Origin of the sequence: Anianabacter salinae, assembly GCF_019061145.1 — a bacterium.
Lineage (GTDB): Bacteria > Pseudomonadota > Alphaproteobacteria > Rhodobacterales > Rhodobacteraceae > Anianibacter > Anianibacter salinarum.
In genome coordinates this window covers 27,419-44,043 of the sequence record NZ_JAHQZS010000006.1, presented here as the reverse complement: position 1 = coordinate 44,043, position 16,625 = coordinate 27,419, and the positions used below count along the sequence as shown (strand labels likewise).

The 16,625-nt window shown below is 64.6% G+C and carries 18 protein-coding genes; 11 read left to right on the top strand and 7 right to left on the bottom strand.

What is annotated here, in order from left to right:
* Positions 1-47: 47 nt before the first annotated feature.
* The 4 genes from KTJ87_RS15580 to KTJ87_RS15565 all read left to right on the top strand — a co-directional run bounded on the left by KTJ87_RS15580 (position 48) and on the right by KTJ87_RS15565 (position 3,199).
* Positions 48-950, top strand: a complete 903-nt coding sequence (locus KTJ87_RS15580) for an NmrA/HSCARG family protein (RefSeq protein WP_267140071.1) — start codon at positions 48-50, stop codon at positions 948-950.
* Positions 951-1,037: 87 nt separating this feature from the next.
* Positions 1,038-1,436 carry a VOC family protein gene (locus KTJ87_RS15575; protein WP_267140070.1) on the top strand — a complete coding sequence of 133 codons (399 nt, stop codon included), beginning with the start codon at positions 1,038-1,040 and terminating at the stop codon, positions 1,434-1,436.
* A gap of 45 nt (positions 1,437-1,481) precedes the next feature.
* Positions 1,482-2,141 (top strand): glutathione S-transferase family protein, encoded by a 660-nt coding sequence (locus tag KTJ87_RS15570; RefSeq protein ID WP_267140069.1) that lies wholly within the window; start codon positions 1,482-1,484, stop codon positions 2,139-2,141.
* A 74-nt stretch (positions 2,142-2,215) separates the two neighbouring features.
* Positions 2,216-3,199 carry a zinc-binding dehydrogenase gene (locus KTJ87_RS15565; protein WP_267140068.1) on the top strand — a complete coding sequence of 328 codons (984 nt, stop codon included), beginning with the start codon at positions 2,216-2,218 and terminating at the stop codon, positions 3,197-3,199.
* A gap of 183 nt (positions 3,200-3,382) precedes the next feature.
* Here KTJ87_RS15565 and KTJ87_RS15560 read toward each other — a convergent pair whose 3' ends face one another.
* Together KTJ87_RS15560 and KTJ87_RS15555 are read right to left on the bottom strand one after the other, a co-directional pair.
* On the bottom strand, positions 3,383-3,754 hold the full coding sequence (locus tag KTJ87_RS15560) for a hypothetical protein (RefSeq protein ID WP_267140067.1): 372 nt from the start codon (positions 3,752-3,754) through the stop codon (positions 3,383-3,385).
* Positions 3,755-4,280: 526 nt separating this feature from the next.
* The gene (locus tag KTJ87_RS15555; RefSeq protein ID WP_267140066.1) at positions 4,281-4,592 is read right to left on the bottom strand and encodes an ETC complex I subunit; all 312 of its coding nucleotides are present in this window, start codon (positions 4,590-4,592) and stop codon (positions 4,281-4,283) included.
* A 334-nt stretch (positions 4,593-4,926) separates the two neighbouring features.
* On the opposite strand from KTJ87_RS15555, the gene uvrB reads away from it, so the two are divergent.
* From uvrB to KTJ87_RS15520, 7 genes are all read left to right on the top strand, one after another.
* Positions 4,927-7,119 carry an excinuclease ABC subunit UvrB gene (uvrB, locus tag KTJ87_RS15550; RefSeq protein ID WP_323371851.1) on the top strand — a complete coding sequence of 731 codons (2,193 nt, stop codon included), beginning with the start codon at positions 4,927-4,929 and terminating at the stop codon, positions 7,117-7,119.
* A 217-nt stretch (positions 7,120-7,336) separates the two neighbouring features.
* Positions 7,337-8,518 (top strand): substrate-binding domain-containing protein, encoded by a 1,182-nt coding sequence (locus KTJ87_RS15545; protein ID WP_267140065.1) that lies wholly within the window; start codon positions 7,337-7,339, stop codon positions 8,516-8,518.
* 116 nt (positions 8,519-8,634) lie between these two features.
* Positions 8,635-9,396, top strand: coding sequence for an ABC transporter ATP-binding protein (locus KTJ87_RS15540; protein WP_267140064.1), 762 nt, complete (start codon positions 8,635-8,637; stop codon positions 9,394-9,396).
* Positions 9,389-10,111 (top strand): ABC transporter ATP-binding protein, encoded by a 723-nt coding sequence (locus KTJ87_RS15535; protein WP_267140063.1) that lies wholly within the window; start codon positions 9,389-9,391, stop codon positions 10,109-10,111. The genes KTJ87_RS15540 and KTJ87_RS15535 overlap by 8 nt, the downstream gene beginning before the upstream one ends.
* Positions 10,108-11,139, top strand: a complete 1,032-nt coding sequence (locus KTJ87_RS15530; protein WP_267140062.1) for a branched-chain amino acid ABC transporter permease — start codon at positions 10,108-10,110, stop codon at positions 11,137-11,139. The genes KTJ87_RS15535 and KTJ87_RS15530 overlap by 4 nt, the downstream gene beginning before the upstream one ends.
* Positions 11,140-11,143: 4 nt before the next feature.
* Complete coding sequence (locus KTJ87_RS15525; protein WP_267140061.1) at positions 11,144-12,196, top strand: branched-chain amino acid ABC transporter permease; 1,053 nt, start codon at positions 11,144-11,146, stop codon at positions 12,194-12,196.
* Positions 12,193-12,963, top strand: a complete 771-nt coding sequence (locus tag KTJ87_RS15520; protein ID WP_267140060.1) for an alpha/beta fold hydrolase — start codon at positions 12,193-12,195, stop codon at positions 12,961-12,963. The genes KTJ87_RS15525 and KTJ87_RS15520 overlap by 4 nt, the downstream gene beginning before the upstream one ends.
* On the opposite strand, the gene KTJ87_RS15515 is transcribed toward KTJ87_RS15520, so the two are convergent.
* From KTJ87_RS15515 to KTJ87_RS15495, 5 genes are read right to left on the bottom strand one after another with little or no spacing between them, the layout of a single operon-like run.
* A complete protein-coding gene (locus KTJ87_RS15515) occupies positions 12,960-13,331 on the bottom strand; it encodes a hotdog family protein (RefSeq protein ID WP_267140239.1) in 372 nt (123 codons plus the stop codon). The two genes, KTJ87_RS15520 and KTJ87_RS15515, sit on opposite strands and share 4 nt — an antisense overlap.
* Complete coding sequence (locus tag KTJ87_RS15510) at positions 13,331-13,684, bottom strand: MaoC/PaaZ C-terminal domain-containing protein (protein ID WP_267140059.1); 354 nt, start codon at positions 13,682-13,684, stop codon at positions 13,331-13,333. The genes KTJ87_RS15515 and KTJ87_RS15510 overlap by 1 nt, the downstream gene beginning before the upstream one ends.
* On the bottom strand, positions 13,681-15,162 hold the full coding sequence (locus KTJ87_RS15505) for an AMP-binding protein (RefSeq protein ID WP_267140058.1): 1,482 nt from the start codon (positions 15,160-15,162) through the stop codon (positions 13,681-13,683). Before KTJ87_RS15505 ends, KTJ87_RS15510 begins: the two co-directional genes overlap by 4 nt.
* Positions 15,155-15,928: an enoyl-CoA hydratase/isomerase family protein gene (locus KTJ87_RS15500; protein WP_267140057.1), complete on the bottom strand. Its 774-nt coding sequence runs from the start codon at positions 15,926-15,928 to the stop codon at positions 15,155-15,157. The genes KTJ87_RS15505 and KTJ87_RS15500 overlap by 8 nt, the downstream gene beginning before the upstream one ends.
* A complete protein-coding gene (locus KTJ87_RS15495; RefSeq protein ID WP_267140056.1) occupies positions 15,925-16,509 on the bottom strand; it encodes a TetR/AcrR family transcriptional regulator in 585 nt (194 codons plus the stop codon). The genes KTJ87_RS15500 and KTJ87_RS15495 overlap by 4 nt, the downstream gene beginning before the upstream one ends.
* Between the last annotated feature and the right edge of the window lie 116 nt (positions 16,510-16,625).

Genomic DNA, 16,625 nt, shown 5'->3' with positions numbered 1-16,625 from the left:
GCAGGCGCATATTTTTTGTCATGGACAAGTCAACCAAGGGACAAGACATGAAGACCATCGTCGTATTCGGCGCCAGCGGACAGCAGGGAGGCGGCGTCGTTCGCGCCCTCAAGACGCAGGGCAAGTTCCGTGTTCGCGCCGTCAGCCGCGATGCGGCGCGACTTGCAGGACTGGGTGCCGACGAGGTCATCAGCGCTGACCTGACCCGCCCCGAGACCCTCGGGTCGGCCTTTGCCGGTGCCCATGGCGCCTTCGTGGTCACCAACTTCTGGGAAGGGCCGGGCGTCGACGAGCCTGCGCAGGGACGCGCGGCTGTGGAAGCCGCTCGCGCGGCTGGTGCCCAGCACTTCATCTGGTCGACCCTGCCGAATGTCGCGGCGATTTCAGGTAATGCGTTTGATGTTCCGCATTTCACACAGAAAGCGCATGTGGATGAGTTGGTGAGCGCGGCAGGGTTCCCCGCATACACTTTTGTCGAGCCGCCGTTCTACTTCCAGAACCTTACCGGACAGATGGCGGCCCAGCCGCAGGGGGATGGCAGCAAGGGCTGGGTCATGCCGATGGCCCCGGACGCGCGTGTCATTCATGCGGGCGACATAAGCGAACTGGGCACTCTGGTCGCAGGTGCCTTTGCCAATCCTGACCGGGTCGGCACCGGACAGCACCTCGCGCTTTCGGGCGATCGGCTCAGTTGGAACGACATCGTCAAGACCCTCCGGGACCAGGGACACAATGTGCGCTTCCAGTCTGTCCCCGGCGAAGTGTTCGACACCTTCTTTCCGCAAGCCCCCGAGCTGCGAAGGATGATGAACTACTTCGAGGCGCACTCCTACTTCGGGCCTGACGCGGACGAAAAGATCGCGCTGGCGCGTGAAGTCGCGACGGTGCCGCCGACGTCGTTCGCCGACTGGGCGCGGGTGAACTTCGTCAAGGACGCAATGGCCCAATAGGCACCGCCTTTCGAACCGCGCCAGACTCTGCGCAGGCACGGCGCAACCCGAAACCCCTTGGCGGGGACTGAATCGCAAGGAGCGACCATGCGCGAGATCAAGGGAGTTCACCATGTCGGCATTCGGGTGCGGAGTCTCGAGACAGCCCGCGCCTTCTACGAGAAACTCGGGTTCCGCTTTATTGCCGGTCCTTTCGGCCCCGAGCCGGCCGCGATCATGGCTCACCGCTCGGGGCTGAACATCAACCTCATCCTCAACGCGTCGAACGCGTCCGAAAACAATATCCTGATGGACGTGCCGGAAAAGCACACCGGATACACGCACATGGCGCTTGAGGTGGGCGACCTGAACGCCGTGCAGGACGCGCTTGAGGAACGGGGCCTTCCGCTTTCTGGCGGTCCGGTCAACCTGCCAGGCGGGACAAGTTTCATCTTCGTCCGGGACCCGGACGGAAACGTCATCGAACTCCATAGCCCCGGCGCATGAGCCGATCGGCGGCCTGTCAGCACCACCATAGAAAGAGAGAAAGAGATGCCTTCCGAGAGCAATAGCCAGGATGAGACTGGCATACCAACGCTTTACTATCGGCCGGGCGCCTGCGCGCTGGCCCCCCATATCCTTCTCCACTGGGTTGGAACAGAGCATGTCGCCAAGCGAGCCGAACGGAACGATCCCGCGCTGCTCGCGATCAACCCCAGCGGTGCGGTCCCCGCCTTCCGCACCTCCGACGGTCGCGGGCTGACGCAAGCGGCTGCGATCATGCAGCACATCGCCCTGCACGCAGGACGCGGCGACCTTCTTGGCGCCGACGATCCAATCACGCGCGACGAGGTCGCCGTATGGCTTTCGTTCTTCACCGGAGACTTCCACCCCAGCTTTTGGCCCTATTTCGTGCCGATGATGTACATCTCTGGCGCGACGCAAGAGCAATATCCGGCGATCAAGGACGCGGGCATCAAGCTGGTGCAGAGCGGTTTGGCGAAGATCGACGCGCATCTTGCGGGGCGGGAGACCTTCGTCGGCGGCGCAAAGACGGCGGTGGACGCCTATGCCGTGCCGATGCTGCGGTGGGCCAGGAACATCGACGGGGTCGACTTCGCCGCCTATGCCAACGCCGTTCGGTTTTACGGGATTATCACCGCGGACCCGGGAGTCGTCGCCGCGATGAAGCATCAGGGCATCGAACCCTGAGCAGCAAATAACACAATCCCGCTGGCACATTCGATGCGCACAGCGTGACGCCCGCAGTTAGAAGAGGAGAAATCATGCGTGCCATCATCGCAAGCAAACCTGGCGGCCCGGAGGTCCTCGAGAGTGTCGAGACGGTCGAACCCCAGGCCCAGAACGGAGAAGTTAAGATCAGGGTCCATGCATTCGGGCTGAACAAGGCCGAGAGTTACTACCGCGCCGGCAACTACGGGATCTTCAGCCCGGAGTTGGCCCTGGGATACGAGGCGGTCGGTGAGATCGTCGAAGATCCAAGCGGTCGTCTGTCGCCAGGTCAAAGGGTGGCGACGGCCATGGGCGGCATGATGACCGCGCGGCACGGCGGCTATGCCGAATTCATAACCGTCAACGCAGGCAACGTGATCCCCATCGATAGCGCGTTGGATTGGACCGAACTCGCCGCGCTGCCAGAAGCGTATCTGACGGTCTGGGGCGCGCTGGAAAAAAGTCTGCGGATCACCAAGGGTCAATGGCTTCTGGTGCGTGGTGCCACGTCCAGCCTTGGTCTGGCGGCGGTCGCCTATGCAAAGATGCAGGGCTCTACCGTTATTGCTACATCGCGCCGGGCCGAAGGCGCCGAGCGGTTGAAAGCCTTCGGGGCCGATCATGTCGTTGTGGACCCCGGGCAGGTCCGCGATGCCGTGCTTTCGCTTCGACCGGAAGGGGTGGATTGCGCCATCGAGATTGTCGGCGCGGCGACGCTTCTCGACACGGCACGTTGCGTGACGCCCTGGGGCGAGGTCGTGGTCGTCGGACTGCTGGGAGGGCCGCCGATCCTCAACAACTTCAACCTGATGATGGACATCCCCAACACCGTGAAGATCAGTTTCTTCAACAGCCAGATGCTGGGTTCCGACGCGCTACCGCTCAAGGATGCACCGCTGAATGCGATCGCCAACGGAATTGCAGGCGGTGTTGTTCCGAGCAGTCTGGCCAGGGTGTTCATGGTTGAGGACATCCGGGAAGCGCATCATCTGCTGGACGGCGGGGCCGCCGGTGGCAAGATCGTCGTGACCAGATAGGGACCCGCTGAAACGTTCAAGCAGCGATCCCGCGGTCGTTCATGGCTTTGGCCTATTGTCGCAAGAGCGGCGCAGAGGGTCGCATCCTCTGCCGGATTTGGGCAGTGACAAGAGGAACCTTCAGACCAGAGTCCCAGCCGGGCGGCCAACATGACCGTGGTTGAATAATCGCCCGGGGCACTGTCAGAAGAGCCTGGCTTGAGGCATCCAAGGCATCACTTCCAGCAATTCCGCCGCGATCTCGTCGGCGCGATGCTCGGTCGCGGGACCGTCAAGCGCGATGCCGTTGAAGACGGCGCTCAGCTGTTCCCAGTCTTCCTTCCTGAGGTTGGGGTTCTTCTGCGCCTTGCGCTGCGCCTCGTGCAGCTTGCGCGCGCGGCGGCCGATGCGGTCCAAGTCAGGGCGGGGGATCGGGTCGCTCATGGTTTCTGCGTCGTCATCGGCGGCTTTTCGAAGCCGGAGGTCGGCGAGAAACCGACCGAGGCGGTTCTCGATCTCGTTCGTCGGAATGGGTGGCCGGCGAAGGCCGGGGGCGAAGTTGAAGGGTTTCGGCATGACATGTCCTTCGCGCCGCCAAGCCAGTGGCTGGCGCGGTCCTATGGATGTGCTGGATCAAGAGGGTGATCGCGCGCTCAGCGCGAGTGTGATCCGGCTATCAACCAGCGGCGTGGCACAGCACAGCCCGCATGGGCCAGCGCAGGTGATACGCGAGGAGCACCCTTGATGCGAAAGAGGATATCGGAAGGCGGCATGGCAAAGGCTCGAACAGCAAGGCGGTGTCACCGGGATGAGTGCCCCGGGTCGGAATGGTCAGCGAGACCAGCCTATGTGCTGCGAGTATTCCATAGGCGGAGGAAGCACGGTGTCACGGAAACTGTCAACGTGTCTTCGCAAGAGTCGAGAGGCGCACAGCGCAGAAAGGGCTGCATGCATGCCGCTCTCCCCACTTGTTCAACCAGGCCCAAAACTGAAGCTAGATGTAGGGGTTCGCACAAAGATCACTACCACCGAAGGTAGCTGCAATCTGCTCGCGAAATCCTTGCCCCGATTCCGAGACAACTTTGCCCGGATTTACACAGCCCTAGTGCGTCCAGGCGCCCTTGCGTTCTGTCGCGAAATTCTCGCCGTAGCCGCGGGGGCGGATGTTAGGTTTGCGCGCGTGCGGTTCCTGAACGACGGCGTCGATCCCGTGCTCCTTGGCGTAGTCCAGCGCGGCTTCCTTCGTCTCAAAGCGGATACGAACCTGGCTTTGGGTGTCCGAGGAGCTTGTCCAGCCCATGAGCGGATCGACCTCACGGCTTGAGGCGTGAACGAACTCCAGAACCCAGTGATGCGTTCGCGCGGTGCCCGACGACATCGCGGATTTGGCCGGTCTGTAGATGCGTGCGCCCATGATCGTCACCCTATTGGTTCCGGCCTTGTTATGCAGAACCGAGTGCGGCGGTGCAAGGCCGACTGTCGGCCGCCGAAGGGGGAGCGAAGAGTGGGGGGGGGGGTTCGCCCGGGCGGCCGACAGCCGTTCTGCTGCTTGCATGCCAGAGCTATCGCGCCTGCGCGATTGGTGCAAGAAAAAAGTAACCATAGGTTGCATTTCGCGTGCCCGCGGCACTGCTCCCGACATCCTCCTGACAGGGCGCTGTCGGCAGCGCAATGGCTTGCCGACACGCCTGCCCTTGATGCGCGGCAACAAACCTTCACATAGTTGCAGAGCCAAAGGACCTGTCCCCATGCACAACAATCGCCCCGACCAGATGCCGCTTTTGCACGCCCCCGCCCCGCCGGTGGAAGCGCGCGACAAGCTGGAAGGCGGCAAGCGCTTCGTCATGCAGACGGAGTTCAAGCCTGCCGGTGACCAGCCCACCGCGATTGCAGAGCTTGCGTCCGGCGTGAAGGAGGGCGAGCGCAACCAGGTCCTGCTGGGCGCGACCGGTACCGGCAAGACCTACACCATGGCGAAGGTGATTGAGGAAACCCAGCGCCCCGCGATCATCCTGGCGCCCAACAAGACGCTGGCGGCGCAGCTGTACGGCGAGTTCAAGGGGTTCTTCCCGGACAACGCGGTCGAGTATTTCGTCAGCTACTACGACTACTACCAGCCCGAAGCCTACGTCGCGCGGTCGGACACCTACATCGAGAAGGAAAGCCAGATCAACGAACAGATCGACCGGATGCGCCACTCGGCCACCCGGGCGCTTCTGGAGCGGGACGATGTCATCATCATCGCCTCGGTGTCCTGCATCTACGGCATCGGCTCGGTCGAGACCTATGGCGCGATGACCGTCGATCTGCACACCGGGCGCGAATACGACCAGCGCAAGATCATGGCCGATCTGGTGGCGCAGCAATACCGCCGCAACGATCAGGCCTTTGCCCGCGGCAGTTTCCGGGTGCGCGGCGACGTGCTCGAGGTGTGGCCCGCCCACCTTGAGGACCGCGCGTGGCGGCTGTCGTTCTTCGGCGAGGAGATGGAGGCGATCACCGAGTTCGATCCGCTCACCGGGCAGAAGACCGACACGTTCGAGCGGGTCCGCATCTATGCCAATTCGCACTACGTCACGCCGCGCCCGACGCTGAACCAGGCCGTGGGCGGCATCAAGAAAGAGCTGCGTACGCGGCTCGACCAGTTGGTGAACGAGGGCAAGCTGCTGGAAGCGCAGCGGCTGGAACAGCGCACCAACTTTGATCTGGAGATGCTGGAAGCGACGGGATCGTGCAACGGGATCGAGAACTACTCGCGCTATCTCACCGGTCGCGCCCCCGGCGAGCCGCCGCCGACCCTGTTCGAGTTCATCCCCGACAATGCGATCGTCTTTGCCGACGAATCCCACGTCTCGGTCCCGCAGATCGGCGCGATGTACAAGGGCGACTTCCGGCGCAAGATGACGCTGGCCGAGCACGGTTTCCGATTGCCGTCCTGCATGGACAACCGCCCGCTGAAGTTCGAGGAATGGGACGCGATGCGCCCGCAGTCGGTGTTCGTGTCAGCCACCCCCGCCGGGTGGGAGATGGAACAGACCGGCGGCGTCTTTACCGAGCAGGTCATTCGCCCCACCGGCCTGGTCGATCCACAGGTGGAAATCCGGCCCGTAGAGATGCAGGTCGATGATCTGCTGGACGAGATCCGCCTTGTCGCGTCGCGCGGGTTCCGCACGCTTGTCACCGTGCTGACCAAACGCATGGCCGAGGATCTGACGGAATACCTGCACGAACAGGGCATTCGCGTGCGCTACATGCATTCGGACATCGACACGATCGAGCGCATCGAGATCCTGCGCGACCTGCGCCTTGGCGCCTTTGACGTGCTGGTCGGCATCAACCTCTTGCGCGAAGGCCTCGACATCCCCGAATGCGGACTGGTGGCGATCCTCGACGCCGACAAGGAAGGCTTCCTGCGGTCCGAAACCTCGCTGATCCAGACCATCGGACGCGCCGCCCGGAACGCGGAAGGCCGCGTGATCCTTTATGCCGACCGGATGACCGGCTCGATGGAGCGCGCCTTGCGCGAAACCGACCGGCGCCGCGAAAAGCAGGTCGCCTACAACCTCAAGCACGGGATCACCCCTGCCACCGTCAAGAAGAACGTCGAGGATGTTCTGGCAGGGCTCTACAAGGGCGACGTGGACATGAACCGGGTGACCGCGACCATCGACAAGCCGATGGCGGGCGCGAACCTGCAAGCTGTGCTGGACGGTCTGCGCACCGATATGCGCAAGGCCGCAGAGAACCTAGAATTCGAAGAGGCTGCGCGCCTGCGAGACGAGGTCAAGCGACTGGAAGCGGTGGACCTGGCGATCTCGGACGACCCGCTGGCCCGTCAACAGGCGGTCGAACGGGCTTCCGAAGCTGCGGTGGGCGCCAAGGGCCGCTCGACCGGCGGTCGCGGCGGCCAGCGCGGCGGTGTGAAGCGGAAGCGGCGGTAGGATTTCGGCGCGTCCCTGTCTGCAGCGGCGCTTCCCGACCCCGTGCAAATGCAGGCTTGCAACCTCCGCCTCTTCCTGGAGCCTGACTGACCGACCTGTCTGGCCCCAATGCCACCAGCGATAGCCATCAACTCCGGCACCGTTACGCGGTTCGATCTTGACATGAATACTGATTCATATTTCATGTGCGGCACAGTGATCAGGGAGGAGAACTGGTATGTCGACCTTGAAACGTCTGGGGGCCGTAGCCCTCGCGCTTGCGGTCAGCGGAACAGCGGCGCATGCGGAAATCCGCATCGCCCATGTCTATGGCAAGACCGGCGCGCTGGAGGCTTATGCCGCGCAAAGCCACATCGGCCTCATGCTGGGCCTCGAATACGCGACCGGCGGCACGATGGAGATCGACGGCGAGCCGATCACCGTCATCGAGAAGGACACCCAGCTTGATCCCGCGACGGGCCGCGCCGTTCTCGCCGAGGCCTACGGAGATGATGGCGCGCAGATCGCGGTCGGGCCGGTCAGCTCGGGCGTTGCGCTGGCGATGCTGCCGGTGGCCGAGGAATACGAGCGCATCCTGATCGTCGAACCGGCCGTCGCGGACTCGATCACCGGCGAGGCATGGAACCGCTTCATCTTCAGGACCGGGCGGAATTCGTCGCAGGACGCCATTTCCAACGCGGTCGCGCTGGGCGGTGAAAACGTCAAGATCGCCACCCTGGCGCAGGACTATGCCTTTGGCCGCGACGGCGTCGCAGCCTTCCGCGAGGCGCTGGGTGACACCGGGGCCGAGATCGTGCACGAGGAATACGTTCCCACCGACACCACCGACTTCACCGCGGCGGCCGAACGCATCTTCAACGCAATGGAAGGCGTCGATGGCGACAAGAAGCTGTTCATCATCTGGGCCGGCGGCGGTAACCCGATGGGCAAGATCAACGCGATGGACCCCTCGCGGTTCGGCGTCGAGATCGCAACCGGCGGCAACATCCTTGCCGCGCTTACGGCGTACAAGGAGCTTCCCGGCCTCGAAGGCGCCACCTATTACTACTACGAGATTCCCGACAATGACGTGAACGACTGGCTTGTCGAGCAGCACATGGCGCGTCATGGCGGGCCGCCCGACTTCTTCACGGCAGGCGGCATGGCGGCAGGGATCGCCGTGGTCGAGGCGATCCGTGCCGTAGGCGGTGCAGACGACACCGAGGCGCTGATCTCAGCCATGGAAGGCATGGAATGGGAGACGCCGAAGGGCACCATGCGCTTCCGCGCGGAAGATCACCAGGCGCTGCAGTCGATGTACCACTTCCGCACCGAAGTGCAGGACGGCAAGGACTATGGCGTCCCCGTGCTGGTGCGCGAACTGGGCATCGAGGACATGGATATCCCGGTTCGTAACTAACCGGGTGACACCGGTGGGGCCTTGGTCGGCCCCGCCGGTGTCCCGCACGCTCTCTGCGCATTCAGAATCTTGCAAGAACGCCTCGACCTTCTGACCGCGAGTCCAGAGGATGAACGATGACCGACCTTCTTCAGACATCGAACCTTACCGTTCGCTTCGGCGGTCACGTCGCTGTTGACGCTGTAAGCTGTTCCTTTCGCGCGGGTGAACTGACGGCGATCGTCGGCCCGAACGGCGCTGGCAAGACCACTTATTTCAACCTGATTTCGGGGCAGATACCGGCAAGTTCGGGGTCCGTCCACCTGCTGGGCCAGGACATCGGTCGGCTTTCCCCGTCCGAAAGATGCCGCCGCGGGCTTGGCCGGGCGTTCCAGTTGACCAACCTGTTTCCCAAGCTGTCGGTGCTGGAGAACGTGCGCCTTGCGATCCAGGCCCACCGGCTCGTCCGCGGCGCGTTGTTCTCGATGGCCAGCAGCCACACCGCGCTGACCGACGAGGCGATGGCGGTGCTGGAGCGTGTGCGTCTGCACGCCATCGCCGAGCAGCCGGTCACCGAACTCAGCCACGGCAACCAGCGCAAGCTGGAGGTGGCGATGCTGATCGCGCTCGATCCAAAGGTCTACATGTTCGACGAACCCACGGCGGGGATGAGCGCGGACGAGGCGCCTGTGGTTCTCGACCTGATCGCGGAACTGAAGGCCGACACCGACCGGACGATCCTGCTGGTCGAGCACAAGATGGACGTGATCCGCACCCTCGCCGACCGGATCATCGTGCTGCACAACGGCGCGCTGGTCGCCGACGGCGATCCCGCCGAGGTGATCGCGTCGGACGTGGTGCAAGAGGCTTACATGGGCAAGGAACTGGCCGATGTCTGATCCCATTCTGCGGCTCGAGGGCGTTCATACCGACATCGCCCAGTATCACATCCTGCACGGCGTCGACCTTGACGTGCCGCGGGGCGCGGTGACGATGCTTCTGGGGCGCAACGGGGTCGGCAAGACCACCACGCTGCGCACCATCATCGGCCATTGGACCGCGCGCGCCGGGCGCATCGCGTTCGACGGAGCCGACATCACCGCGATGCGAACCTCAGACCGCGCCCGGGCCGGGATCGGCTATGTGCCCGAGGACATGGGCATCTTCTCGGACCTTACGGTGGAAGAGAACATGACGCTCGCCGCCGTATCCGGTCCTCTCGATCCAGTGCGGAGGGATCGCATCTTTGCCGCTTTCCCGCCGCTTCGCACCTTCTGGCGCTCAGCTGCCGGTACGCTGTCAGGTGGCCAGAAGCAGATGCTGTCGATTGCGCGCGCCATGGCCGAGGAACGCCGCCTTTACCTGATCGACGAGCCGACCAAGGGCCTGGCCCCGGCCATCGTGTCGACCATGGCGGGGGCCTTGCGTGACCTCAAGACCGAGGGCGCGTCGATCCTGCTGGTGGAACAGAACTTCGCCGTCGCAAAGGCGCTGGGCGACCACGCCGCAGTGATGGACGACGGGCGGATCATCTGGTCCGGGCCGATGCAGACGCTCGCCACCGACGCGGCGCTGCTGGAACGCCTGATGGGCCTGAGCATGGAGCAGGCATGACCGACGCACCCGATCACCGCCCGACGATGGCGGACGTGCCGATTGCCGACCGGATCGCGCGGGCGATGCCGTTGCTGCTGGTGCCGATCTTGCTGGTGGTCGGCTTTGTCGCAATCGGCAATCCGTCAAGCTGGCTGACACTTACAGTGTCCGGTCTGGCGATGGGCATGATGATCTTCATCATGGCCTCGGGCCTGACGCTGGTCTTCGGCCTGATGGATGTCATCAGCTTCGGCCACGGCGCCTTCATCTCGGTCGGGGCCTTCGTCGGGATCAGCGTGGTCTTGGGCCTTGCGGAATGGGCGCAGGCGCCGTCGCTTCTGTTGAACCTTGGCGTCGTGCTACTGGCGGTGCTGGCCGCGATGGCGGTGACGGGCCTTTTGGGCTGGGCGTTCGAACGGGTCATCGTCAAGCCGGTCTACGGCGCGCATCTCAAGCAAATCCTCGTCACCGTGGGCGGCCTGATCGTGATCGAACAGCTGATCCACGTGATCTGGGGGCCGGACGAGATCTTCTTTGCCCGCCCCGAGATGTTGAAAGGCGCGTTCACCTTCTGGGGCGCGGCGCTGGAAAAGTTTCGCCTGCTGGCTGTCGTCATCGGCCTTGTCCTGTTCGTCGCCATGCGCCTGGTGTTCCGCCGCACCCGGATCGGCCTGATCGTCCGGGCCGGGGTCGAGAACGGCGAGATGGTCGAAGCGCTTGGCTATCGGCTGCGCCTTGTCTTTGTCGGCGTCTTCATCGCCGGATCCGCGCTGGCGGGTCTTGGCGGGGTGATGTGGGGCCTTTATCAAGAGGTCATCACCGCCGGCATGGGCGAGGAAATGATGATCCTTGTCTTCATCGTCGTGATTATCGGCGGGCTCGGCTCGGTCGAGGGCGCGTTCATCGGGGCGCTGATGGTCGGCCTCTTGCAGAACTACATCGCCTTTCTCGAACCCAAGCTGGCCCTGATTTCCAACATTGGCCTGATGACCGCGATCCTGATGTGGCGGCCACAGGGCATGATGCCCGTCGTGAAGGCGAAGTGATCCCATGTTGATGCGTCTCATCTCTGGCGACAGCCCCCGCTCGCGCCTCCTGACGGCCCTGCTGCTGGTGATCTTCTTCGGCCTGCTGTTCGCGCCGTTCCTGTTTCCCGGCGTGCGGGCCCTCGAAACGGCCGCGCGGATCTGCGTCTTCATCCTGCTCGCAGCAAGCTATGACCTTCTGCTGGGCTATACCGGCGTCGTCAGTTTCGCCCACGCGATGTTCTTTGGCATGGGCGCTTACGGCGTCGGGCTGGCGTCGCAGCACATGGGGCGCGGGTTCGGTTCGCTGATCTTTGGCTCGCTCGCCGGGGCTGCGCTGGCCGCCGCCTTTGCCCTTGTGATCGCGCTGTTTTCGCTTCGCGTGAGGGCGATCTTCTTTGCCATGATCACGCTGGCGGTTGCCTCTGCGATGGCGGTGCTGGTCAGTCAGCTGTCGCAGATCACCGGCGGCGAGGATGGCTTTACCTTCCAGATTCCCCGTGCGCTTGGCCCGGCGAACCGGATGGGCGAGTTCGGTGGCATCAACATCACCGGCAAGATCCTGAATTACTACGTCGTCTTCTTCGTTTCGCTGGCGCTGTTCCTTTCCTTGCTGCGGATCGTCAATTCGCCGTTCGGACGGGTGCTTCAGGCGATCCGCGAGAATGATTTCCGGGCCGAGGCCATAGGCTACCGCGTCGTGCGCTACCGGATCATCGCAACCTGCATCTCGGCGGCTGTTGCGGCGCTGGCGGGAAGCCTGTTCGCGCTGTGGCTGCGCTATGTCGGCCCCGACACGACGCTGAGCTTCGCGATCATGCTCGACATCCTTCTGATGGTGGTGATCGGCGGGATGGGCACGATCTGGGGCGCCGCGATCGGCGCGACGCTGATGGTGCTGGCGCAGACCTACCTGCAGAACCTGATGGGCTCTGCCGCAGAGGCGACGGCGGCGATCCCGCTACTGTCGCGGCTTCTCGATCCCGACCGCTGGCTTCTGTGGCTGGGCGTGCTGTTCATCCTGAGTGTGTATTTCTTTCCGGCTGGCATCGTCGGGCGGCTTCGGACGGGCCGGTGAGGGCATCGCCCCTGAACCGCCCGGTCATCCTGCTGCATGGCTGGACGATGCGCGGGTCCGTATTCGGCGATCTCTGCGACCGGCTGGGGCAGGGCGTGCGCGCGCCCGACCTGCCGGGGCATGGCGCCGCGAGGGATCAGGCGGCCTCGCTGGAGGCTGCCATCGACATGCTTGAGGCCGAGGTCGCGCAAACCGGCCCCGAGACGCTGATCGTCGGCTGGTCCATGGGCGCGGCGGTGTCCTGGGCCTGGCTGGGGCGGCACGGCGGAACGGGCGCGGCGGGGCTTGTCACCATCGACATGAGCCCTCGCCCCGTGAACGCCGATGGCTGGGCGCTTGGGCTGATCGGCCAGACCGAAAGCCACCTGCGCCGGAACACCGAGGAAATCCATACCGACTGGCCCGCCGCCGCCGAGAAGATCGCGACGACCATGTTCGCGGACCGGGCAGGCGCGCCCGGGTTCAGCCGCGCCGATGCGCTGGCGCAGATCCTGTCGAACGATCCGGCCCGCATGGCGTGCTACTGGGATGACATGATGGCGATGGACTTGCGCGGTGCCGCGTGCGGCGTGCGTATCCCGTGGCGGGTGGTGCACGGCGCGCGCAGCAAGGTGTATCCCGCCGAGACCGCCCGCTGGCTGGCAGAAGGGGCGCAGGCGGCGCGGCTTTGCCGGTTCGACAGGTCAGGACATTCCCCGCATCTTGAGGAACCCGAGGCCTTCGCCGCCCTGATCCGCGACTTCGACGCCGAGTTGTCTGCGGGCTAGACCGCCGACCCTGCGTGGCCGGTATCGGCAAACTTCACCAGCGATCTGCCTTCGGCAACCACCGTTCCGTCCGGCAGGCGCGCTGTCGCCCAAAGATCGACGATGTTCTTTTCCGGCCGGATGCGTGTAACTTCGACCGTAGCAGTCAGAGGAACACCCAAAGGAGCCGGGGCGAGATAGGCGATGTCCTGCTTGAGATAGTTGGTGCCCGGCCCGGGCAATTCGACGCCCAAGAGATACGAGAACAGCGCAGCGATCAGCGGCTCTGGTACCGTGCCGTCCGGCGGGCCGCCGCCCAGTTCCGCGTAGGCCGTCAGGTCGCCCGTGGTGAAGCTGCGCTGCAGCTCTGCCCTGTCGCCGATCCGCATCACGCCACCTCTGCTTCGCCAAGGAACAGTTCTGCCTCGTCGGCGATGCGGATCGCCCGCATCGTGACGGCGCCGGGCAGCGCACCGTCCACCTCCAGGCGCACCTCTTCGCCAGTGAAGGCCGGGTTGGGGAACATCATAGTCTGGCGCCGCGCAGCCGCCTCGGGGTAAGCCGCACGGATCATTCCCCAGAGTTTCGTATAGATCAGCATCCCGTGCGACACCGTCCCGCCGAACGCCGTGCGCGCCGAGAAGTCGGGATCGACGTGGATCGGGTTGTCGTCACCCGACACGTCCGCGAAGCGGTCGAAATCGTCCTGCGTCGGAAGCCATGTCTGGCGAAGCTCGGTCATGTCATCATCGCTTTCAGGTCGGGTTTGCGGACCTTGCCCGCGGCGGTGCGGGGAAGGTCGTCGAGCACGGTGAGGGTCGCGGGGATCTTGTAGGCCGCCAGCCTATCGCGGCACCACGCACGCAAGGCGGCTGGGTCGATCTGTTGACCTGGACGCAGCAGCAGGAACGCGGCGCCGGTCTCTCCCCATTTGGCATCGGGCACGCCGACGACTGCCGCTTCCAGCACCGCCGGATGCTCGACCAGCACACGCTCCACCTCTGCGGGATAGACGTTTTCGCCGCCCGAGATGTACATGTCCTTGAGCCGGTCCACGATCCACAGGAACCCGTCGGCATCGCGCCGCCCGACATCGCCGGTTCGCAGCCAACCGTCTTTGGCAAAGGCCGCCTGTGTCGCCTCGGGATTGTCGAAATACCCCGGCGTGATGTTGGGGCCGCGCAGCAGAACCTCGCCTTCGCCGGGTGAACTGTCCGGCACGCCGTCCAGCCGGCATTCGGTCAGCATCTGCGGCCGCCCGACCGAGCCGATCTTGTCCTCGGCGTGGGCCGCATCCATCAGGAACACGGTTGGCCCCGTCTCGGTCATGCCGAAGCCGTTGAGCACCTTGGCGCCGCGTTCGGCAAAGAAGCGGATCAGCGGCTCGCTCAGCGGCGCGCCGCCGCAGCCGCAACGAAGCGCGGCCCAGTCCACCGTCTCGATGTCCGGCGACAGGCTGAAGGCCTGGTAGATCGCGGGCACGCCGAAGAACTGCGTCACCTCGCCCGAACGCAAGAGCGCCAGCAGGTCTGCCGCCTCGAACTTGGGCAGAACGGTCGACCTGCCCCCGGTCAGATAGACCGGCAGCGTGTAGAGATTGATGCCGGCGGTGTGAAAGATCGGCAGGAAATTCACCGATGTATCCGCAGCGGTCAGGTGGATTGCCTGGCCGATGTTGATCGTGTTGGCCCAGGCCATCCTCGCGGTCTGGATCACCGCCTTGGGCCGCCCGGTCGTGCCAGAGGTGAACAGCAGATACCATGGGCGATCCGCCGGGATCATTCGGGTAGGCGCGGACCCTGGCGCCTGCCAGATGTCCGACCCGGCCTCCAGCGAGGCAGCCGTGATGCCCAGTGCCCGGGCCACGTCGGCGGCGACCTCGGCAAAGCTGTCATCATGCAGGATCAGACGCGGCGACACGGCGCCCAGCGTCTCGATCATTTCGGCGGGCGGCTGACGCCAGTTGAGAGGGCACAGGATCAGCCCCGCCTTCTGGCAGGCCATCAGCAGGATGAAGAACTCTGCGCTGTTCAGGCACAGGCAGGCGATGCGGTCGCCCTCGGTCAGCCCTCGGTCCGCAAGCACACGTGCCGCGCCGCTAGCCGCCGCGTCGACGTCGCGAAATATCCAGTCCCGGCCCGTGCGGCTGTCGCGGAACGCCACGGCATCACCCGACAACTCGGCGCGCTTGGCGGCCATGTCGGGCACACGGTCAAACATCGGCGGCCTCGTGGTTGCGGGCGACGAAGGCAGCCATGCCGCGCCGGACATCGGGGCGGTCGATGCGGTCGAGGAACGCCTCTGTCTCTGCTTTCAGCCGTGCTTCGATCCCGGCGCAGTGCGCGTCATCGCGCAAGAGTGCCTTGGTGGCGATCCGGGTGTCGGCCCCGGTCTTGCCCAGGAGGTCCACAATCGCGGCTTCCGGCGACGGGCTTACATCGTTGCACAATCCCATCTGCCTGAGGGATTCTGCCCCGTGCCGGTGGTCGCCAGCGATCCATGCCCCGGCCCGGGCGTGTCCGATCCTGCCCGGCAACAGCGCCGTCCAGCCCCCATCGGGCGCAAAGCCGACGCGGCCATAGTAGGGCTGCACGAAGGCCTCCGGCGCCAGAACCGCGCAATCCGCAGCAAAGAGAAACCCCGCGCCGCCGCCGGTGATCGCACCGCGCGCCGCCACCGCGACGGTGGCGGGCATCCGGTAGAGCCGCAGCACGATCTCTTGCAGGGCGGGAACCACGCGGCGGGCATAGTCGCGGGCCTCGCCCGAGTCTGCAGCCTGCAGAAACCGGGCGACGTCTCCACCAGAGCAAAAGTTGCGCCCACCTGTCAGAAAAAGCGTATGGGGCGCACTGCGTTCGGCGGTGTCCAGCGCGGCGCGCAGGGCATCCAGAACTTCCGGTGTAAGTGCCGCAGCGCGCGGGGCAGTCAGGGCCAGCGTCACGGTTCCACGCCCGGACTGCAGGGCAGAGACAAGATCGCCCGTCATGGCGACAGCCCGTCGCGGATCATGTCGAAGGCAGCCTCGGCGATGGCTTCCAGATCGCCGTGTTCTTCCCACAGGACAAACCGGTCGCCAAGGTTCTTTGCGATCCCCATCAGCGCCCAGGCGCGCACCTCTGCATCGCCCGGGCGGATCTGCCCCGCCGCCTCGGCCTTGCGCAACTGATCGCGGTAGGCGGCGGCGAAGCTTGAGAAATAGTCCCGGTAGGCTTCCGGATCGACAAAGCGCGCCTGCTCGACGATCCGGTACAGCGACGGGCGGTCAGCGACAAATCGCAGGAAGGCCAGAAGCCCCCGACGCTCGGCGTCCAGCCGGTCGGGCGCGCCGGTGACGGCATCGCTCATCACGCTGCGCGTCAGGTGCCCCATTTCGACGACAAGCTCGCGAAACACCTGCTCTTTCGAGGTGAAGTAGATGTAGAACGTGCCGAGGGCGGTATCGGCATCGCGGGTGATCTCGGCAATGGATGCGGCGGCAAAGCCCTTTTCGCCGAACACCTTTTCCGCCGATCTCAAAAGCTGCTCGCGCCGCGCGGTGCCGCGCAAGGTCTTGGGTATCTTGTCCATAGGACATGAATACTCATTCATGTTCGACAGGGCAACAGGATACGAAAGCCGATTGAACGAGTTCGAGGCTCAAGGCGGCCCGCCCCTGCGACCCGGACGAAACGACAACACCGCTG